The 19,705-nt window shown below is 36.0% G+C and carries 16 protein-coding genes, 5 pseudogenes, 2 riboswitches and 1 other annotated feature; of the genes and pseudogenes, 15 read left to right on the top strand and 6 right to left on the bottom strand.

Annotation, left to right across the window (positions count from 1 at the left end; all coding sequences use genetic code 11):
- Positions 1 to 4 precede the first annotated feature (4 nt).
- Positions 5 to 376: a cytochrome-c oxidase gene (locus tag ACEWFJ_RS22320; protein WP_098309121.1), complete on the bottom strand. Its 372-nt coding sequence runs from the start codon at positions 374 to 376 to the stop codon at positions 5 to 7.
- A 131-nt stretch (positions 377 to 507) separates the two neighbouring features.
- A riboswitch (TPP riboswitch) is annotated at positions 508 to 610 on the top strand.
- Positions 611 to 717: 107 nt separating this feature from the next.
- On the opposite strand from ACEWFJ_RS22320, the gene ACEWFJ_RS22315 reads away from it, so the two are divergent.
- The 13 genes and pseudogenes from ACEWFJ_RS22315 to ACEWFJ_RS22255 all read left to right on the top strand — a co-directional run.
- Positions 718 to 1,038 (top strand): MTH1187 family thiamine-binding protein, encoded by a 321-nt coding sequence (locus ACEWFJ_RS22315; RefSeq protein WP_098309120.1) that lies wholly within the window; start codon positions 718 to 720, stop codon positions 1,036 to 1,038.
- Positions 1,016 to 1,784: pseudogene (locus ACEWFJ_RS22310) on the top strand (ABC transporter permease). Before ACEWFJ_RS22315 ends, ACEWFJ_RS22310 begins: the two are co-directional and overlap by 23 nt.
- Complete coding sequence (locus ACEWFJ_RS22305; RefSeq protein ID WP_473689955.1) at positions 1,781 to 2,773, top strand: ABC transporter substrate-binding protein; 993 nt, start codon at positions 1,781 to 1,783, stop codon at positions 2,771 to 2,773. Before ACEWFJ_RS22310 ends, ACEWFJ_RS22305 begins: the two are co-directional and overlap by 4 nt.
- Positions 2,770 to 3,519 carry an ABC transporter ATP-binding protein gene (locus ACEWFJ_RS22300; RefSeq protein ID WP_098309117.1) on the top strand — a complete coding sequence of 250 codons (750 nt, stop codon included), beginning with the start codon at positions 2,770 to 2,772 and terminating at the stop codon, positions 3,517 to 3,519. The genes ACEWFJ_RS22305 and ACEWFJ_RS22300 overlap by 4 nt, the downstream gene beginning before the upstream one ends.
- 546 nt (positions 3,520 to 4,065) lie before the next feature.
- Positions 4,066 to 5,610, top strand: coding sequence for an ABC-F family ATP-binding cassette domain-containing protein (locus ACEWFJ_RS22295; RefSeq protein ID WP_473689954.1), 1,545 nt, complete (start codon positions 4,066 to 4,068; stop codon positions 5,608 to 5,610).
- A 176-nt stretch (positions 5,611 to 5,786) separates the two neighbouring features.
- Positions 5,787 to 5,901, top strand: a riboswitch (SAM riboswitch).
- Positions 5,902 to 5,992: 91 nt separating this feature from the next.
- A complete protein-coding gene (locus tag ACEWFJ_RS22290; protein WP_473689953.1) occupies positions 5,993 to 6,805 on the top strand; it encodes a MetQ/NlpA family ABC transporter substrate-binding protein in 813 nt (270 codons plus the stop codon).
- A 12-nt stretch (positions 6,806 to 6,817) separates the two neighbouring features.
- Positions 6,818 to 7,857 (top strand): annotated as a pseudogene (locus ACEWFJ_RS22285) (methionine ABC transporter ATP-binding protein).
- On the top strand, positions 7,832 to 8,500 hold the full coding sequence (locus tag ACEWFJ_RS22280; RefSeq protein WP_098309113.1) for a methionine ABC transporter permease: 669 nt from the start codon (positions 7,832 to 7,834) through the stop codon (positions 8,498 to 8,500). Before ACEWFJ_RS22285 ends, ACEWFJ_RS22280 begins: the two are co-directional and overlap by 26 nt.
- A 338-nt stretch (positions 8,501 to 8,838) precedes the next feature.
- A pseudogene (locus tag ACEWFJ_RS22275) lies at positions 8,839 to 9,141 on the top strand (DnaJ family domain-containing protein); the annotation flags it as partial.
- Between the two features lie 15 nt (positions 9,142 to 9,156).
- On the top strand, positions 9,157 to 9,468 hold the full coding sequence (locus ACEWFJ_RS22270) for a thioredoxin family protein (RefSeq protein ID WP_473689952.1): 312 nt from the start codon (positions 9,157 to 9,159) through the stop codon (positions 9,466 to 9,468).
- Between the two features lie 17 nt (positions 9,469 to 9,485).
- Positions 9,486 to 9,770 (top strand): hypothetical protein, encoded by a 285-nt coding sequence (locus ACEWFJ_RS22265; protein WP_473689951.1) that lies wholly within the window; start codon positions 9,486 to 9,488, stop codon positions 9,768 to 9,770.
- 116 nt (positions 9,771 to 9,886) lie between these two features.
- Positions 9,887 to 10,030, top strand: a complete 144-nt coding sequence (locus tag ACEWFJ_RS22260; RefSeq protein ID WP_473689950.1) for a histidine kinase — start codon at positions 9,887 to 9,889, stop codon at positions 10,028 to 10,030.
- A 159-nt stretch (positions 10,031 to 10,189) separates the two neighbouring features.
- Positions 10,190 to 10,345 (top strand): annotated as a pseudogene (locus ACEWFJ_RS22255) (IS6 family transposase); the annotation flags it as partial.
- A 75-nt stretch (positions 10,346 to 10,420) separates the two neighbouring features.
- On the opposite strand, the gene ACEWFJ_RS22250 reads toward ACEWFJ_RS22255, so the two are convergent.
- The 5 genes and pseudogenes from ACEWFJ_RS22250 to ACEWFJ_RS22230 form a co-directional block, all read right to left on the bottom strand.
- Positions 10,421 to 11,740 carry an amino acid permease gene (locus tag ACEWFJ_RS22250; protein ID WP_473689949.1) on the bottom strand — a complete coding sequence of 440 codons (1,320 nt, stop codon included), beginning with the start codon at positions 11,738 to 11,740 and terminating at the stop codon, positions 10,421 to 10,423.
- A 282-nt stretch (positions 11,741 to 12,022) separates the two neighbouring features.
- Positions 12,023 to 12,913: an L-serine ammonia-lyase, iron-sulfur-dependent, subunit alpha gene (gene sdaAA, locus ACEWFJ_RS22245; RefSeq protein ID WP_473689948.1), complete on the bottom strand. Its 891-nt coding sequence runs from the start codon at positions 12,911 to 12,913 to the stop codon at positions 12,023 to 12,025.
- Positions 12,914 to 12,935: 22 nt separating this feature from the next.
- Positions 12,936 to 13,634 (bottom strand): L-serine ammonia-lyase, iron-sulfur-dependent subunit beta, encoded by a 699-nt coding sequence (gene sdaAB, locus ACEWFJ_RS22240; protein ID WP_473689947.1) that lies wholly within the window; start codon positions 13,632 to 13,634, stop codon positions 12,936 to 12,938.
- Positions 13,635 to 14,508: 874 nt separating this feature from the next.
- Positions 14,509 to 15,794: pseudogene (locus ACEWFJ_RS22235) on the bottom strand (MFS transporter).
- 96 nt (positions 15,795 to 15,890) lie between these two features.
- Complete coding sequence (locus ACEWFJ_RS22230) at positions 15,891 to 17,204, bottom strand: alkaline phosphatase family protein (protein WP_473689946.1); 1,314 nt, start codon at positions 17,202 to 17,204, stop codon at positions 15,891 to 15,893.
- Between the two features lie 148 nt (positions 17,205 to 17,352).
- Between ACEWFJ_RS22230 and ACEWFJ_RS22225 the strand changes: the two genes are divergently transcribed.
- Positions 17,353 to 17,628 (top strand): YesK-like family protein, encoded by a 276-nt coding sequence (locus ACEWFJ_RS22225; protein WP_473689945.1) that lies wholly within the window; start codon positions 17,353 to 17,355, stop codon positions 17,626 to 17,628.
- Positions 17,629 to 17,732: 104 nt separating this feature from the next.
- Positions 17,733 to 17,936 (top strand) — a binding site (T-box leader).
- Positions 17,937 to 17,981: 45 nt separating this feature from the next.
- Positions 17,982 to 19,412 (top strand): proline--tRNA ligase, encoded by a 1,431-nt coding sequence (gene proS, locus ACEWFJ_RS22220; RefSeq protein ID WP_473689944.1) that lies wholly within the window; start codon positions 17,982 to 17,984, stop codon positions 19,410 to 19,412.
- Positions 19,413 to 19,705 lie beyond the last annotated feature (293 nt).

The following is a 19,705-nucleotide window of genomic DNA, read 5'->3' as shown; positions in this document are numbered from 1 at the left end:
GTCATTATGAATTTTCTTTTACATGTGTAAAAATATTAATAGAAAAGATAATAATAGCGAGAACAACAAGAATACTACCGCCGGCAACAAACGGAATAGCTGCGTGATTTCCATAAATCTCAAGAGCTAGTGCAATCATCATAATTGGCAGTCCAATATTAAGCAGCCAAAAGTGAATTTTTCCTAGTTTAGAATGACCAGCTTCTTGAAAGATATGATATAAAATGCCAGCTGCCATCATTGAAGCCCAGCCGAGAAGCAGCAAGTGAACGTGTACACTTCTTAATGCAAAATTAAGAGACATTGACATATACATCCCCATACAGACGCCGATGACAAAATAAATAGAAGAAATCTTTATAAAGCGAATGCCCATACAAGTTCCACCTTTCCATATCAATTTGTAAGTACAATAGAATATATGAAGATGAACTTGAGGACAGTATCATTAGATGGAAAAATTTATTTTTGTTTGTTCATAAAAATAATACGTGCTACAATGAAAACGAATTGGAACAGGGGAGCCCGTGCGGCTGAGAGGATGTAACAATGCATCGACCCTTAACCTGATCTGGATAATGCCAGCGTAGGGAGTTGTATCAAGAATCGTAGCAGTTGTTATTCTATGGTAACTTGAATATAAGGCTTTCCTGGCTTCATGACAGGAAAGCCTTTTCTTTTTTCGTGAAACTTATTTAATATAAGGAGGAATTTAGTATGTCACAGCAAGTTACGATTTCATTTTCAGTTGTACCACAAGCAAAGATGAAAGATGTATATTCAGTTGTAGATAAAGCGATTGAGGTTGTTCAGCAATCTGGTGTACGCTATGAAGTTGGTGCGATGGAAACAACGATGGAAGGGGAATTAGATGAGCTTCTTGATATTATCAAACGTGCGCAGCAAGCTTGTATAGATGATGGGGCTGAAGAAGTCATTACTTCTATTAAAATTCATTATCGTCCAAGCACAGGTGTAACGATTGATGAAAAAGTGTGGAAGTATCGTGAAGAGCATGAAAAAACAGAAACGATCTAACGTAACGATTACAATGGTCTGGCTTCTTTTTCTCGTTGCAATATGGGAAGGGGCTGTGTCAGTATTTCATATTGAACCGTGGATTTTACCGAAGCCTTCCGCGATTGTAAGTGAACTTATAGAAATGAAAGATTTATTACTTCCAAATACGGTGCAGACGCTGGAAGAAGTTTTAATCGGATTATTTTTTGCGATTGTAATTGGAACGAGCATTGCAATTATTATGGACGTCATTCCGTTGTTCCGTGTCTTAATTCATCCACTATTGGTGATTTCACAAACGATTCCGATTGTCGTGCTAGCACCTTTATTTATTATTTGGTTTGGCTATGGAATGCTGCCAAAAGTAATGGTTGTTATTCTTGTATGCTTCTTTCCAATTGCGCTTAGCATTTTAGAAGGTTTTCAAACGGTAGATAAACCGATGCTGAAATTACTTCAAACGATGCGAGCAAGCAAGTGGCAAGTATATCAAAAAGTGAAATTTCCAGCAGTATTGCCATATTTTTTCAGGATTAAAAATTGCAGTTACATATAGCGTAATGGGCGCTATTATTGGAGAATGGCTTGGTGCAAGTGAAGGGTTAGGTGTTATGCTGACAAGGGCAACAAAATCTTTTTTAACAGCACGTGTATTTGCAATAGCCGTTGTTATTGTTGGTATGACGTTATTGTTGTATTTTATTGTTGAATTGATGGCAAGACTAACAGCACCATGGATTTACAGGAAGGATGAGGGAAAATGAAAAAAGGGTTAAAAATGCTATTAGCAGCTTCTTTACTATTTTCATTTGCAGGTTGCTCAGCAGACAAGAAGACAGAGAGTAAAGAGAAGAAAGTAACAGTGGTATTGGACTGGTTTCCAAATACAAACCATACTGGTTTATATGTAGCAAAGACGAAAGATTACTATAAAAAACAAGGATTAGATGTAGAAATTATTCAGCCGGGTGATAATACTTCTGTTGAACAAATGGTTGCATCAGGAAAAGCTGATTTTGGTGTAAGCTATCAAGAAAACGTAACAACAGCACGTGTAGAAGACATTCCAGTTGTATCAATTGGTGCAATTATTCAACATAATACATCTGCGTTTGCGTCTCTAAAAAAAGATAACATAACATCACCAAAGGATTTTGAAGGGAAAAGATATGGCGGCTGGGGTGCACCGGCAGAAGAAGCGACATTAAAAACAATTATGGATAAGCATCAAGCAGACTATAGTAAAGTACAGAATGTTGTACTTGGACAAACCGATTTCTTCAAATCTATTGGCCGCGATGCTGATTTTGAGTGGATCTATTATGGCTGGGATGGAATTGAAGCAAAGAGACAAGGTATTGAATTGAATACAATTATGTTAAAAGATTTAGATCCGGCATTAGATTATTATAGTCCTGTTATTATTACAAGTGAAAAACATGCAAAACAAGATAAAGACTTTGTAAAGAAATTTATGAAAGCAACAACAGATGGTTATAACTTTGCAATTAAGGAACCGAAAGAAGCAGCGGATATTTTAATTAAAAATGTACCTGACATCAATAAAGAGTTAGTACAAGAAAGTCAAAAATGGTTAAGTACGAAATATCAAGATGATGCGAAAGCGTGGGGAGTACAGAAGGAAGAAGTATGGAGCAATTATATGAATTTCTTATATGACAATAAAGTCATTAAAAAGAAAATTGATGTGAAAGCGGCCTTTACAAACGAATTCCTTCCAAGCGAAAAATGAGCGGATTACTAGTAAAAGACGTTACGAAAACATTTGATGGGAAAACAGTGCTAGAGCATATGAACGTCTCAATTCAGGATGGAGAGTTTGTTTCCTTTGTTGGACCAAGTGGTTGCGGAAAAAGTACCTTATTAAACATTATTGCTGGAATTGAAGGAGCAAATGAGGGAGATGTACTTTACGAAAATCAATCCGTTATGAATCGGGAGATTGTTAGCTATATGCCGCAGCAAGATCTTCTGCTTCCGTGGCGTTCTGCTCTTCATAATATTGTGTTACCTTTAGAAATTGAAGGACAGCCAAAAAGAAAACGTTTAGAAGCTGGTATGGATGCGCTAAGGCAATTTGGACTTGATGAATATGCAAATCATTACCCAGATGCTTTATCTGGTGGAATGCGGCAACGTGTTAGTTTTTTACGTACGTATTTATGTGATAAACCAATTATGCTGCTTGATGAGCCCTTTGGGAAATTAGATGCATTTACAAAAATGGAAGTTCATAGCTGGCTGCTAGAATCGTGGCAAAAAGGAAAGCAAACTATTATTATGGTCACACATGATTTAGATGAAGCTATTTTGTTATCAGATCGTGTCTTCATTATGTCACAGCAACCATCAACAATTGTTGGAGAAGTCAAGGTGAACTTGCCGCGCCCTAGAACAATGGACATGTTAACCTCTGAAGAACTAAAAGAAGATAAAACAGAGATATTAAAAATATTGGCTCCTTATATGAGGAAATAGACGAAAAAAACTCTTAACAAATCTAATTTGTTAAGAGTTTTTTCTTTTGAGTGCAGGAACAAAAAGAAAAAGGAAGAATATGATATAAGAGCTTTGTTTATACTATTATTATGAGAAAATAATGATTTCAAAAGGAGTGAAAGGATAAGATGACTTTATCAACTGTTCTTCAAATGGTTTTGGCTTGATAAGGGAGAAGTATGCCCAATTTTTGATTAAAAGCCGACCGGAAGACAGTAGATAAAGAACCTTATTCCTTTCTTACGATAATAAATTGTAATGGGTAAGGTGTGTTCGCCTTACCCATTTTTATGTTCAGCTAATTGAATATTGTTTTTATCCCGCATTAACGGGCAGTAAGATCCCCCACCTCAAGATTGAGAGAGAATCGAAGAAGATAGGTGGGGGGATAACTGCCCGTAAAAGCCCGATTGGTTCAACTAACCATCAGTGGGGGATGAAGAAAACCCCCACTGATGGAAGTTTCACTTTATCACGCTGTTCTCCCGTTTGGCTTTGTACGTGAAGCGAAAAGGAGAGAGTAAAATGAGTATGCTATCAGTTGAAAATGTTACCCATATGTACGGGGATAAAATAATCTTTCAAAATATTTGTGTTCGCTTACTTCGAGGTGAGCGTGTTGGCCTTGTAGGGAGCAACGGAGCAGGGAAATCCACATTACTGCGTATATTAGCAGGAGAGTTACTTCCTGATGCAGGAAAGGTTGAATGGTTTCCTCATGTAAATATTGGTTTTTTACAGCAACATATTGATTTACAAGCTGGAACAACCATTATGAAATATTTACAAAGTGCCTTTGTACATTTGTATGATATCGAGCATAATATGCGGCAAGTAGCGGAGAAAATGGCAACAGCAGGAGATAACCTTGAACAATTGTTAGTACAATACGGAGAGTTACAAAGTATACTAGAGCATTCTGATTTTTATCATATTGATGCAAAAATAGAGGAAGTTGCTGCGGGATTAGGGATTTTAGCACTTGGCATGGAGCGTGAGGTGGAAAAACTAAGCGGCGGCCAACGAACAAAACTATTATTAGGAAAATTATTATTAGAAGAACCGCATGTTTTATTACTTGATGAACCAACAAACTATCTCGATAACGTTCATATTGAATGGCTTATGGGGTATTTGAAAAATTACGAACATGCTTACATTGTGGTTTCGCATGATGAAAGGTTTTTAAATGAAATTACCAATGTAATTTATCATTTAGAACATAAAGGAATGAAACGTTATATAGGTAATTATCAAACATTTATAAAAAACCATGAACAAAATAAACAGCAATTACAAGTGGCATATGATAGGCAGCAAAGAGAAATTGGAAAGTTAAAGGACTTTATTCAAAAGAATAAAATTCGTAAAGCAAGACAGGCAAAAAGCCGCGAAAAAGTATTAGAAAAAATAAACAAAATCGGAAAACCAACTTCTGCACTGCAGCCACGTTTTATGTTTCATGTTTACTGTGATCCTGTGAGCCGGATTTTAGAGGCAAAGGATATGCAAATTGGCTACACAGCGCCCTTATTCCCGCCAATTGATTTACAGGTAAAGCGTGGTGAAAAAATTGCCATCGTCGGCTATAACGGTATTGGGAAAACAACAATGTTAAAAACACTATTGGGACATTTGCAGCCTTTAAGTGGTATTGTGAAAATAGGAGAGCGAGTAAATCCAGCTTATTTTGCACAAGAAGAATTTGCTTCAGAACAAACACCAATTGAGGAAATATGGTCATTGCGACCTGATATGACTCAAAAAGAAATTCGGCAGGCCCTAGCAAGGTGCGGTTTAACAGAAGAACATATTGGGCAGCGGCTTTGCTCATTAAGTGGTGGAGAACAAACAAAAGTACGTTTATGTGAATTGATGTTAACAGAAAGTAATATACTCGTTTTAGATGAACCAACTAACCATTTAGATGTTCGAGCAAAAGAAGCACTTAAGGAAGCCCTTATGCAATATGAAGGAACGGTTTTACTTGTTTCTCATGAGCCAGATTTTTATGAAGAATGGGTGACGCAAGTATGGCATGTGCAGGGGTGGTGTAAAGAGATAAAATAAGGGATATCAAAGGAGCGTATAGCTCCTTTATCCCGCTATTTTTGGGCGGTAAGCCCCCACTGGGGGAAGTTTCACTTTATAGTTCGATAATAAAAAAAATTCAGAAAAGTATGTTGACAAAATGTTTTACAAGATTTAGTATAAGGTACATAGTTTTTGACAACTTTATACCGATACTCTTATCCAGAGAGGCGGAGGGACTGGCCCGATGAAGCCCGGCAACCAAACTTACGAAACGGTAAGTTCAGGTGCTAATTCCAGCAAAACGATTATCGTTTTGGAAGATAAGAGAGGAAGCTACTTTTATATATAGGACACCTCTCTTAACTTTAGAGAGGTGTTTTTATTTTGTCAAAAAGATAGAAACTAAGGAGGAACTGAGATGAAGAAATTATTGTTAAGTATTGTAAGCGGAGCTGTATTGTTACTAGGGGCATGCAGCTTAAATTCAACAAAAGATGCTAAGGCATTAGATGAGAAGAAAATTACTGTTGGCGTAACCGGCGGGCCGCATGAACAAATCTTGGAGAAAGTAAAAGAAGTAGCTGCAAAAGATCATTTACAAGTGGAGATTAAAGTGTTCAATGATTATGTAATGCCCAATGTATCGTTAGATGAAAAAGACATTGATCTAAATAGCTTTCAAACGAAATCATATTTAGATGTATTTAAAGAAGAACGCAAAATGAAGTTAACAGAAGTATTTTCAACAGTAACGTTTCCAATGGGAATCTACTCAAAGCAAGTGAAAGATGTGAAAGATTTAAAAGAAGGGGATGCAATTGCTGTACCAAATGATCCGACAAATGAATTACGCGCTTTGAAATTGTTTGAGAAAGCGGGTGTATTAAAAGTTGATCCGAAAGCAACAGAGAAGGCAACAGCGAAAGATGTAGTGGAGAATCCTAAAAACTTAAAAATTGTTGAACTAGAAGCATCTCAGTTGCCAACACAGTTAAGTGAAGTAAAAGCAGCTGCCATTAATACAAATTTTGCAATGGGTGCAAAGCTACATCCAGCAAAAGATTCTATTTTCCGTGAAGGAAAAGATTCGCCATATGTAAACTGGGTTGTTGTTCGTTCAGATAATAAAGATGATGCAGTCGTAAAGCAGTTTAAGAAAGCTTACCAATCACCAGAAGTGAAAGAATTTATTGAGAAAAAATTTGATGGAGCTGTATTGCCATCGTGGTAGGAGATGAAGTGTATGATCGAATTACAGAATGTATCTAAAATATTTGAAACAGAAAAAGGGAAAGTAGAAGCACTTAAAGATACATCGCTTACTGTGAAAAAAGGAGAAATATTTGGAGTTATTGGATATAGCGGTGCTGGGAAAAGTACGTTAATCCGCTGCGTCAATTTATTAGAAAGACCGACGACTGGTCATGTTCTTATAAATGGAAAAGATTTAACATCTTTACCTTCAAATGAGCTTGCACAGGCAAGGCAAAAAATTGGCATGATTTTTCAAGGGTTTAATTTATTAAAAACAGCAACTGTATATGAAAATATAGCACTTCCACTTCGACTTACAGGAATTACAAAAGCTGAGATTCAACATAGGACAGAAAAATATTTGCGCATTGTTGGATTGTTTGAAAAAAAGATGCGTATCCGAATGAGCTTTCAGGGGGACAAAAACAACGGGTTGCGATTGCCCGCGCTTTATCTCATGAACCAGAAGTATTACTAAGTGATGAAGCAACAAGTGCATTAGATCCGGAAACAACAGAATCTATTTTAGATTTGCTTTTAGAAATTAATGAGAAGATTGGGATTACGATTTTACTGATTACGCATGAAATGAATGTTATTCAGCGCATTTGTGATCGCGTAGCAGTAATGGAAAACGGTAGTATTGTAGAAAGCGGTAAGGTAAGAGATATATTTACGAATCCGCAGCATGACACAACTAAAAAGTTTGTAAACAGTTCATTTGCTTCAAAAATCCCTAACGTATTACAGGTTGAATTACAAAAGAATGGTGAAATCGTTACGTTATCGTTTATTGGAAATTCATCTGGTGAGCCAGCACTTGCTGTTGCGACAAAGCGCTTTAATGTGTATCCCAATATTCTATCGGGGAACATCACCCAGCTGAAGCATGAGGCGTATGGAAAATTAGTTGTTCATATGAAAGGAGAAACAACAGAAGTACATAGGGCATTATCATTTTTACAAGAACAGGGAATTATTGTAGAAGGGGGCGGAAAAGAACATGACCAGCAAGTCCTTTTTGGGTGAATGGAGTGAAGTAATATGGGAAGCAACGATTCAAACATTTCAAATGACAAGCATTGCTCTTTTTATTTCAATTATCATTGCGCTTCCGCTTGGTGTAGCACTTGTGTTAACACGTCCCGGCGGGCAACTAGAGAATAAAATCATATATCCGATTCTTAATACAGTGATTAATATCATTCGGTCTATTCCGTTTATTATTCTACTATTTTTTATTTTACCTTTTACAAAATTCATTGTTGGGACAACAATTGGAGTAAAAGGAGTAATTGTACCACTTGTCGTATTTACAGCACCTTATATTGCACGCCTTATGGAAACAGCATTACTTGAAGTTGATCGAGGGGTATTAGAAGCCTATAAAGCGATGGGAATCTCGACTCGAAAAATAATTTGGTATGTGATGGTTAGGGAAGCAAGGCCATCTTTAGTTCTAGGTTTAACGATTGCGACGATCGGATTAATTGGTGCAACTGCAATGGCAGGACTTGTTGGAGCAGGTGGACTTGGTGATTTAGCATATCGCTTTGGGCATTTGCGTTATGAACCAGAAGTGATGTATGCGACCGTTCTAATTTTAATTATCCTCGTACAAGGATTGCAGTCTCTTGGAAATGGGATTGCTAGGAAATTAAAAAAAGATTAATAGAAAATGTAAAAACGGTGCCTCTTTTGTGCAAGAGCGCCGTTTTCTTTGTTCCAGTTAAGATAATTAGAGTTTCAAATATTAGAAAAAACGACCGTTTTACATTTATCTCGCTACTTTTGAGCAGTAAGAGCCCAACCTCAAGATGCAGAGAAAGTGAAGAAAATAGGCGGGGGATGAAGAAATCCTACTTGATGAAAGTTTCACTTTATAAATCCATTTTGCGTGTATGAATCATATAAAAATAGCTTGTATTATTGACGGAATTACATATATTTCCGTATGATGATAATGAAGCCACGGCACATGAAGTTTTTAACATATCTATATAAATGCTGATACATGACAAAGGAAAGCCTCTTGAATTAAAGGATTTGTCAATGATACCAGAAGAGCTTCGCATAAGTTATAAAATTTTAAAAAATGCTGGCATGATTCCTGAAGAAATGGAGTTACAAAAAGATGCGTTAAAAATTGAAGATCTGATTGCTTGCTGTCACGATGAAGCAGAAAGAAGGCAATTACAAGAAGAATTAACTGCAAAATAGCTTCGTTTTCAGCAAATGCTAGAAAGGCGTAAATTAAAAGAAACATCAGTATTTGGCATATATCGTAAAAAGATATTTCAAAAATTCATGTAAGAAAGAGGGATTTGTATGAAACAATTCTCAAATATAGAAGAACTAACAGCATATATTGAACAACAGCCATTATTACTACTATTTATTAAAACTGAAGATTGCGGTGTATGCGACGTTATGCTCGAAAAAATAACACGATTACTTGAACATCATTCGAATGTGGAAAGAATTGTTGTTTCATTAGAGGATATGAGGGAAATTTCAGGGCAATATTTAGTGTTTACTGCACCAACTGTTTTACTATTTCACGGTGGAAAAGAAATAGTACGAGAATCTCGTTTCATTTCTTTGGAGAATATAAATCGTATTCTACAAATGGTTGAATAGTGAAAGGGGGATTTAAAATGGAAATATTAGTAGGTGCTGCGCTTTTTATTATACTATTTTGGATTATTGTAAAAGTAATTGTATCTAGTGAAAGAAAGCGGGCACGAAAACAATATAAGTCTGATGCAACGGATAGTACAACGTATACTGCTACACCATTTTTTTCGCAGGACCTAGTGAGAGTTCAGGAGATTGCGATAGTTCTTTTGGTGGAGATGGTGGAGATGGCGGAAGTTGTGGTGGCGATTGAAGTTAATATGGAAATGCGTCTGAAAGGGCGCATTTCTTATTTTGAAATTTAAACAAACGTTTGATTAGTTGTGGCAAAGCCTTGTGAAATGTATTAAACAAACGTTTGATTAATAAGGGAATTTGTATCACTTAATAAAGATAAAAAGATATAAAGAGGGAATATAGAATGGAAAAAAAGCCGAAAGTAAAAAATAAAGGGAAAATGATTGCATTTGCTTTAGTAGGGGCAGGCGTTGTTTTATTTAAGGTGGCGTTCAAAATAGGAAAATTGTATGCGATTTATAATTGGATTGACAAGATGTTTTCTTAAATAGGGGTCACCTTACATACCCATCAACTTAAGAAATTGGTTGTTCCCCAAAACGAAAAAAATGCACTAAATTCTCATAAATAACTGTTGTAGTGATATAAAATTTTCGTTTTGGGGATACTTCAAAATATTAGCTTGATGGACATGGAGTGGCACCCCAATATGCTTGGATTAAAATCATTGCAAACAGCTAAAAAAGTGATTGCTGGAATAGAAGTTATGCATATAATCAAAAAAGGACAAACTTCCCAAGGTGAGAAGTCTGTCCAAAAACAGATATATCTTATCCATGATCTCTTTGGTTTAACAACATAAAATTCAATTCCGCTAGGTATCTTTCGTTCTTTTTTCATATCCCACTATTTTTGCACCAGAACCAACAATAGTGAATTAGAATAGTGATCTAATACTTGCTAGGACAGTAAGTACACCTATAATAATGACAAATACATTGCTCGCTTTCCCTTTGTATTTAGCTAGTACTGGTACTTTATGGATCGCATACATTGGTAATAGACATAAGATAGCAGCAACTAACGGACCACTAAGGGCATCAATGATTCCAAGAATACTTGGATTTGCATAAGCAACATACCAGCATGTTAATACGACAAAAGTAAGGATTATTGTCTTAACTGTTTTTTCTCCCATATTTTTTCCGCGTGTTTTACCGACCTTGATAATCATGTCACGCATTACCTCATATGCTCCTATATAATGGCCAAGGAAGGACTTTGTTATAGCCATAAAAGCAATGATAGGAGCTGCAATAGTGATGACAGGCGAATTAAGCTCATTAGCAAGATATGATAGAATTGATAAGTTCTCTTCTTTTGCTTTTATAAGATCAGCTGGAGTTAAACTCAATGTACTGCTCCAAACAAAGAACATAACAACAGCGAATGTCATGATATAACAAGCTTTTTGTATTTGAGCACATTTGGCATCAGTAGCTTCTATTCCATAGGTTGCTCTCTGTTTCATAACAAATGATGAAATCATAGGCGAATGATTGAACGAGAATACTATGATTGGTAGTATCATCAATATCGTTCCAAAATATCCTGTGCCTGTTGAAGCAGTAGAAACACTTGAAAAACTAAGCATTGACGTATTCCACTGTGGAATCAAAGATATTGCGATAAAAAGTAGAGAAGCTATGAAAGGATATACTAGCATGCTCATTATCTTTACAGTGATATCTTGACCAAAATTTAATATAGCTATAAGACCGAGTACTAATACAAGCGATAAAATGGCCCTTGGAGGCTCCTGCATGTGCAATTGATTCACGATAAAGCTACTTGCAGTATTTGTAAGTGCAACCGAATACATCAGCACAATAGTATAAATTGAGACGAAATATACTATGTTAAAAATTTTACTTGCCTTATTTCCGAAATACTCTCTTATTGTACCTGTAATCCCCTCTTCAGCAGAATTGGAAGCGTATATCATTTTAGCAAGCGCCCTATGTGAGTAATACATAACAGGATATGCAAGTATGGTAATTAACAGTAATGATAATAAACCACCTGAACCTGCATTAATAGGTAAAAAGAGTACTCCTGCTCCAATTGCTGTTCCAAAAAGGCTCAATGCCCAGGTAGTATCCTGTTTATGCCACTTTTTAGGGTCTGGATATTTCTCATTTTTTACTGCAGTATTTTCAGCTTGAAATTCTATTTTTTTTGCAGTATTCCCATTCATATAATAATTCCTCCTTGTATCCTATTCTTACGTCTCTTTTTAAGGCCTAGGAATATAGACCATTCTTGAAAAACGAATTGCTTACACTTACAAGGTGCGCCACATCGTGTGTCCAACCTGATGGATTTGTTAGCGTTTACAAAGCATTTCAATTGTATATTAGCATACTTTTAATTGTATAGTAGTATATTTTAGTAATAATGGCTCTTAATATACAGACATCCTTAGGAGAACAATAGAGAATAGAATTGTTAACTATTTCACAATGTTTCCAATAACTGTTTATTTATTTAATTGTTTCTCTCCAAAAATTTTACTTTTAATGGCAATCCCTGTAGGTGTGGCTGCAATTCCGCCTAAACCGGTCTCTCTTAATTCGCGAGGCATCTGTCTTCCAACTCTATACATCGCTTCAATAACTTCGTCAGCATTGATGATATTGTTTACGCCGGCTAATGCGATGTCCGCTGCTGCTAAAGCATTTGCCGTTCCAATGGCGTTTCTCTTTACACAAGGAATTTCTACCAAACCAGCGACCGGATCACAAACTAAACCGAGTAAATTTTGTAATGCGGTTGAGAAAGCTTCAGAAGATTGCTGTGGCGTTCCTCCGGCAGCTTCGACCGCTGCTGCAGCCGCCATTGCTGAGGCACTGCCTACTTCAGCTTGACATCCTCCGTACGCTCCGGAAATACAAGCATTATTTGCGACTATCATTCCAAATAAAGATGAAGTGAATAGAAAATGGACCATATCTTCATGACTTAACTGCAACGTATCTTTAATACTAAATAGGACTCCCGGAATCGTCCCACTCGCACCTGCTGTTGGAGTTGCACAAATAGCCCCTAATGAAGCATTTACTTCATTAACACCGATAGCACTTTGAATCCCTAACACCATCAAATCTCCAGAAAGAGTTTTTCCATTTTCTCGATATTTTTTTATTTTAACAGCATCACCTCCGGTTAAACCGGTCGGAGAAAATACCCCGTCGCCCTCGATACCTTTATTTACGGAATTTTCCATAGTCGCTAAATTCTTTTCCATTTTAATCCAAACTTCTTCATAAGAAGTTTTAGTTTGTTCGATTTCCTGTTCGATTGCTAATTCATAAATTGGCTTTTGCCTTTTATTAGCTGCATCTACAATTTCTTTTATGGTCATATACATATTTTTTCACCCCTTAATCTAACTAAAGAATAATGATATTAGCCATACTGCTTAAACTTCCCAATTCCTTCTGAGCATCACCAGGCAATAGCGAATCCAAAGCGAATGCATATAAATATTTTCCATTTTCTTCTAAACTATGAAAGTTGTTAATTTCCACATCATATTGTTTAAAGATCTTGCGTAAGACAAATTCAAAGTCAGCTCTTTCGGAAATCGCAATAATAACTGGCAATGGCCCCTGCAGATCTAAGCTAAATCCGTCAATTTCAACATGTTTGACTTCAATTAATCCGCCGCCGACCGAAATACCCATCGTTCTAATACTTCGACTTTCATCCTCTACATATACATCTGCCGTATTTGGATGACCAGCAGGACTATCACCTGCTTTTTCAATAAAGGTAATGTCAATCCCTTTAGATTCTGCCATTTTAATAGCATCTGGCACTTTGCTGTCATCGGCAGCAAATCCTAATATCCCAGCAATAATTGCAAAATCAGTTCCGTGTCCTTTATGGGTTTCAGCAAATGATTCATAATACCTTACCACAACTTTTTTTGGAAGACCTTGAAATAATTTATTGGCAACTGTTCCAATAGCTAAAGCACCTGCAGTATGTGAACTTGAAGGACCTATCATTACCGGCCCAACCACATCAAAACAACTTTTGTATTTAACAACCTTTTTTTCTTTAATAGATGCTACATTCATGTTCATATAAGCACCCCCATAATTTATTATTTTTAATTGCAGTTGAATCTAAGTTATTAGAATGACCAATGTTAACAAAATAAGATTCGAATGATAGCGCTTCCATTTTTGTGTTGAATAAATTCCCCTTCTGATCACACACCTTTCTTAGAGTAATCGTATCAGTATGTCCAATTTTAGAAGATTACTTGCAAGGTCTTTAGAATTTTTGCACCAGAACTAGGTTTGATATTTTCTCCGGAGGTAATAGATTATCTCTCGACGCCCTCATTATAACTTGTATATTTATGAGTTTAATATTTTTTTATTTTTAGAAAGATTGAATAAACAGAATTTTGAATGGGTAATAAATTACACTTGGCATGTAGCAATTGTGTCCATTGTTTGAAGCTGTATTAGTTAGTAGAAAAGCAAAAATAACACAGAGTTACTTTTATTAACACATTGATTATATTGGAAAATCATTATAAAGATACTTATACTTTCCTTTGTTGAAACATCTTATTTTAGACGTGAAAGCTGTTGTAATAAATGATTAATGTAGATGAAAAGGAATAAATTAAGGAAATATAAAATCCTTTTTGGGTATTTATTATCCATCTTGAATTTATATGTATTTTTCAGAAAAAAGGAACTTCTTTTTTTATAAATCCTGGACATACAAAAACAAGAAATGCAGAAAGTAAATCAATTATAAAAAAACTCTCCCACTAGTATAAGCTGGGAGAGTTTTTTTATTACCCCGTTTTAACGGGCAGTAAGCCCCCACCTCAAGATGCAGAGAAAAGCGAGGAAGCTAGGTGGGGGGAACTGCCCATAAAGGCTCGATTGGTTCAACTAACCATTCGAAGGAAAAGCACCTTCGAATGGAAGTTTCACTTTATAATGTTTCTGATTTTGGAGAAGGTGGTGTTACAGAAGCAGAAGATGCTTCTGGTACGCGTGTTAGAAGAAATCCACCAATAATAAATAATATGATAATACTTAACACACCAGCGTTTGTTTTGCCTGTTAACTGTGTTGTGACACCGACGAGCACGGGGCCCATAATCGCAGCAAATTTGCCGAATATGTTATAAAATCCAAAAAACTCATTTGCGGATTCTTTTGGAATAAGCTTAGCAAAATAGGAGCGGCTTAATGCTTGAATACCACCTTGTGAAGTAGCAACGAGCATCGCTAAAATCCAGAAATCTAGCGTTGTTTTTAGGAAATAGGCATACGTACAAATAATAATATAAATAATAATACCGACATATAGCATTTTCTTTCCGGTAAATGTTTCAGATAACTTTCCATATAACAATGCAAACGGACAGGCGACGATTTGTGTAACGAATAGAATAATTAATAGATTTGTTGCACTAATTCCAAGGTCTGTTCCATATGCTGTTGACATTGTGATGATTGTATCGACTCCATCAATGTAGAAGAAGTAGGCAAGGAGGAAGAAAAAAACTGTTCGGTATTGACGGATATTTTTAAATGTATAAATAAGACGTTTAAAGCTTGTAGTAACAGGATTTGGATCGCGTTCGATATAATAATGCTGTTCAACATTTTTTAACATAGGGATAGTAAAGAGTCCCCACCAAAGTGCTGTAATCGCGAACGAAATTTGGCTTGCCGTGCCGACTGATAATGGAATTGTACCTTTTTGTGAAAGAATAATAAGAGCCATGCAGCCGATAAATGGAATTGTACTTCCGATATAGCCAAGGGCAAAGCCGCGTGTTGAAACACGGTTCATTCGTTCCTCTGTTGTCACATCTATTAAAAAAGCATCGTAAAAAATATTTGCTCCTGCAAATCCAATTAAAGCGAGCATATAACAGCAAAGTAAGAGAATCCACTGCGAAGTTGGTACCACTGCCAACATACTTGTAAAAATAATGCCTAATAGGAAAAAGAATGTGAAGAAACGTTTCTTAAATCCTCTATAATCAGCAATCGTACCAAGAATTGGAGCGAGTATAGACACAAGAAGTGTCGCAAAGGAATTTGCATACGCCCAATATGCAGTTGATGTTGTACCTGCAAGCCCAGCTTCTTTAGCGGCTGCTTTAAAGTAGATTGGAAATACAGCAGTTGTAATAACAAGTGAATACACTGAGTTTGCCCAGTCATATAATATCCAGCTTTTTCTTGCCTGGACATTTTTTTCATATATGTTCCTCCCCCAACTAATCTATTGTTATTGTACAAAAAGGCGTTTGTAAAAAAGAGAAACTAACTGAATATTTACATATTTTTTACGCAACTTTACAATTGCAATAACTCTTCTATAACAGTGCCATCTGTTTCACCGAGATGTAATCCAAGCAGTCTTGCAATCGTAGGACCTTCATCAATAAGTCGCATACGTGGAATAATTGCTCCTTGACGAATACCCTTACCGGCTGCCATGAAAATTGTTTCGTAATTTGGTTTTGATGGAGAATAGCCATGGGTACCAAACGTATACTTTTTGCTAGAGGTTACATCTTTGCTTGTAATCTCTCTTATAAAGTCTCCGGTATGATTTTCTAAAAAGTAATACCCTTCTCGTGCTTCAAGCATAAAGAGGCAATTTCCGTCAGCCCCGAGATCTTTTGCTTCCTCATCGGTTAATAGAAATTCAATTCCGTTTTGTTCATTTTGCATGATTTCTTGCAGTAAACGGTGCAAACTCCCGATTGTGTCTGTATCATTTTTATCTTTTACGTATATATATGCTGAACCATCACAGCTTTGGCAATAAGCTTTCCAATTTGTTACTTCTCCTTTTTTGTTCACAGTAAGGAATCCTTTCTCACGCAATAAGACATTTAATTGAATAGCTTTATGCTCATCTAATGCGCTATGATCCCCGAGTGCAATGATGGTTGTTTCTTCGTACATACCGCTTTCTTTTAACGCTTCAACAATTGCACCTAAACGTTTGTCGTGGCGATGAATAGCTGCTACTGTTTCTTCAGAAGAAAATCCATGATAATGGCGCTGTGTATCTAAGTCAGTGAAATGAACAAACATAAGATTTGGCTTTTTCGTTTGAATTGTGTGTACCGCAGAAGCGAGAACAAAATCATCTAACTCTGGTTGTGACAAACCGTTCCGAATATGACCAAAACGCTGATTTAACTCTAGTTGATACAATGGACTCCCGCTGAATAGGGAGACGAGTACTTGATTTTGCCATGGCCGATTTGGGAAAATTTCTGGCATGTTGTAATCAATTTTTGCTTTTCCTGTGACAGGCCATAGCAGTGCAGCTGTTTTTAAGTTTGCTTTTCGTGCTTCATCATAAAGGGTCGTTCCTTTAATAGAACGGCGGTACCAGTGCCAGTCGGGCGATTCTTTTCCAGGTTGCAGCAGTGTATTGTTTACAACACCATGTTTTGCAGGGTAATTTCCTGTCACAATCGTTGCATGACTTGGATATGTAACAGATGGATAAATACTCTCAACTTTTTCAGCGTACGCACCATGTTTTAGTAAAGAACGAAAGTGAGGAAGTGTTTGTAATATAGGAAAATCTAAAGCTGATAAACAATCAAAAGATAAAACAATAACATGTTTTGTTGCAGGTTTGTTCATAGAAAATACCTCCACAAATTTCTATATCCTATTTATATATATTACTATTAGTACTTTGTGATAAAAACTTATCTTTTTAAAAAGTATTTTTAAAATTTTCAGACTTTATAACATATAATATATTTAGGAGGAGAAGGGGGTGGAAAAGGTGGAGATCTTTTGGATAATCAGTATTATCACAACGGTTGTTGTTTTTTTTATTTCGTTTATGTTACGGAAAAGCTTTCCGAATCGTTCGTTTGACATTGCCTTTGGACTTATTGTGATTATAATTTGTTTTGCTTGTTTTTTATTCACATTGTTTTTCATTGGTGGATGGGAAGGCATGGCATATGGTTTTCTATGTTTCTTTATCCTAATCGGAACAATTACTGGGATGTTACTTCACCAAGTCGTAAAATTTTTTCGAGATAAATATATATAATACAAGTATAAAACAAAATAAAATGAAAAGAATATACAAGAATCAGAAAATTTTATATTGCTTTACAATAAAGTGTGTATTATGATAATCAACAAATTTATATCGTTATGACGATGAAAAAGGATTAGTACATGTTCAATCTTTTTGCAGAGAGAGAATCCAGTGGCTGAGAGATTCTTAAAAGATAATATGGAACCTACCTTTGAGTTCTGCATATGCAGCGGGAAATTCCCGTTATCAAACAAGAGAGCATATACATGTTGTATATGAATCAGGGTGGTAACGCCGGCAAAAGCTCGGTCCCTATTATAGGGACACGGGCTTTTTTTATTTTTTTGAAGGAGGAAAAGTAGATGGTAAAAGAACAAGTACAAGCCATTACAAAAATGGAAGAAGATTTCGCACAGTGGTATACCGATATTGTAAAGAAAGCTGAGCTTGTTGATTATTCAAGTGTAAAAGGATGTATGATTTTACGTCCATATGGTTATGCAATCTGGGAAAATATTCAAAAAGTGATGGACGGAAAATTAAAAGAAACAGGGCATGAAAATGTGTATATGCCAATGTTTATTCCAGAAAGTTTACTTCAAAAAGAGAAAGATCATGTGGAAGGTTTTGCACCAGAAGTAGCGTGGGTTACACATGGAGGAAGTGAAGAATTAGCAGAGCGTCTTTGTGTTCGTCCAACATCAGAAACGTTATTCTGTGAGCACTTCTCGAAAATTGTTCAGTCGTATAATGATTTACCAAAGTTATATAACCAATGGTGTTCAGTTGTACGTTGGGAAAAAACAACGCGTCCGTTCTTACGCACAACTGAATTTTTATGGCAAGAAGGTCATACAATTCATGAAACAGCGGAAGAATCACAGCAAGAAACGCTTAATATTTTAAATATATATGCTTCGTTTTGTGAAGAGCATTTAGCTATTCCAGTTATAAAAGGACAAAAAACAGAGAAGGAAAAGTTTGCAGGAGCTAAAGCGACTTATACAATCGAAAGTTTAATGCATGATGGTAAGGCACTGCAAACAGGTACATCACATAATTTTGGCACTAACTTCACAGAAGCATTTGATATTAAATTTTTAGATCGGAATGGGAAATGGCAGTATGCACATCAAACATCTTGGGGTGTAACAACGAGAATGATTGGTGCACTTATTATGGTACACAGTGATAATAATGGGCTTGTATTACCACCAAAAATTGCGCCAACGCAAGTGATGATTATACCAATTGCGCAGCATAAAGAAGGGGTATTAGAAAAAGCAGCTGAACTTCAAACCCGTATTCAAAAAGTAGCGCGTGTGAAAATGGATGCAAGCAACAAAACACCAGGCTGGAAGTTTAATGAATATGAGATGAAGGGAGTACCAATTCGCTTAGAAGTAGGGCCGAAAGATATTGAAAAAAATCAAGTTGTCCTTGTACGCCGTGATACAAAAGAGAAAGAATTTGTATCTATAAACGAATTAGAAGAACGTATTACAACATTACTTGATGACATTCAGCAGTCTCTTTTTGAAAAAGCAAAAGTATTTCGTGAAGAAAAAACATATATAGCTACTACTTTTGAAGAAATGAAACAAGTAGCAGAAGAAAAACAAGGGTTTATTAAAGCGATGTGGTGCGGAAGTCTTGCTTGTGAAGAAAAGTTGAAAGAAGAAGTAGGTGTTACATCACGTTGTATGCCATTTGAACAAGAGGAATTAGCGAAACAATGTGTGTGCTGTGAGAAAGACGCGAAGCATATGGTGTATTGGGGGAAGGCGTATTAAGTAGTTCAAATGATTTATTTTAATTTAAAAGAAAAAAGAGTGAAATCCAAACACAAAAGGATTTCACTCTTTTTAAATTTTTATAAGGTATATAGCTGCTACCATAGCTTTGTCAATCAACATTTTGAGCTGTTAGAAAATTAGGTTTGTATAATAAATGAGAAGGATAACTCTTTTATCCCACCCGCAGCATTGGCCCCGCCTTCGCCATATGCTTTGATAGCCACCGGTGCTATCCTACCTATAATCAGTATAACAGAAAGCGCTTACAATGTGAAAGTTTAAATAAAAAA

Source organism: Bacillus sp. EA-CB0995, assembly GCF_055814245.1.
The sequence above is the reverse complement of the archived record's forward strand: the minus strand, read 5'-3'. Positions and strand labels throughout refer to the sequence as shown.

Coding starts and splice junctions, on each gene's coding strand:
- ACEWFJ_RS22260 (WP_473689950.1), top strand. CDS start 9,887: ATGGAAAAAAAGCCGAAAGTAAAAAATAAAGGGAAAATGATTGCATTT.
- ACEWFJ_RS22265 (WP_473689951.1), top strand. CDS start 9,486: ATGGAAATATTAGTAGGTGCTGCGCTTTTTATTATACTATTTTGGATT.
- ACEWFJ_RS22290 (WP_473689953.1), top strand. CDS start 5,993: ATGAAGAAATTATTGTTAAGTATTGTAAGCGGAGCTGTATTGTTACTA.
- ACEWFJ_RS22315 (WP_098309120.1), top strand. CDS start 718: ATGTCACAGCAAGTTACGATTTCATTTTCAGTTGTACCACAAGCAAAG.
- ACEWFJ_RS22320 (WP_098309121.1), bottom strand. CDS start 376: ATGGGCATTCGCTTTATAAAGATTTCTTCTATTTATTTTGTCATCGGC.
- ACEWFJ_RS22300 (WP_098309117.1), top strand. CDS start 2,770: ATGAGCGGATTACTAGTAAAAGACGTTACGAAAACATTTGATGGGAAA.
- ACEWFJ_RS22280 (WP_098309113.1), top strand. CDS start 7,832: ATGACCAGCAAGTCCTTTTTGGGTGAATGGAGTGAAGTAATATGGGAA.
- ACEWFJ_RS22250 (WP_473689949.1), bottom strand. CDS start 11,740: ATGAATGGGAATACTGCAAAAAAAATAGAATTTCAAGCTGAAAATACT.
- sdaAA (WP_473689948.1), bottom strand. CDS start 12,913: ATGTATATGACCATAAAAGAAATTGTAGATGCAGCTAATAAAAGGCAA.
- ACEWFJ_RS22305 (WP_473689955.1), top strand. CDS start 1,781: ATGAAAAAAGGGTTAAAAATGCTATTAGCAGCTTCTTTACTATTTTCA.
- proS (WP_473689944.1), top strand. CDS start 17,982: ATGGTAAAAGAACAAGTACAAGCCATTACAAAAATGGAAGAAGATTTC.
- sdaAB (WP_473689947.1), bottom strand. CDS start 13,634: ATGAACATGAATGTAGCATCTATTAAAGAAAAAAAGGTTGTTAAATAC.
- ACEWFJ_RS22270 (WP_473689952.1), top strand. CDS start 9,157: ATGAAACAATTCTCAAATATAGAAGAACTAACAGCATATATTGAACAA.
- ACEWFJ_RS22230 (WP_473689946.1), bottom strand. CDS start 17,204: ATGAACAAACCTGCAACAAAACATGTTATTGTTTTATCTTTTGATTGT.
- ACEWFJ_RS22295 (WP_473689954.1), top strand. CDS start 4,066: ATGAGTATGCTATCAGTTGAAAATGTTACCCATATGTACGGGGATAAA.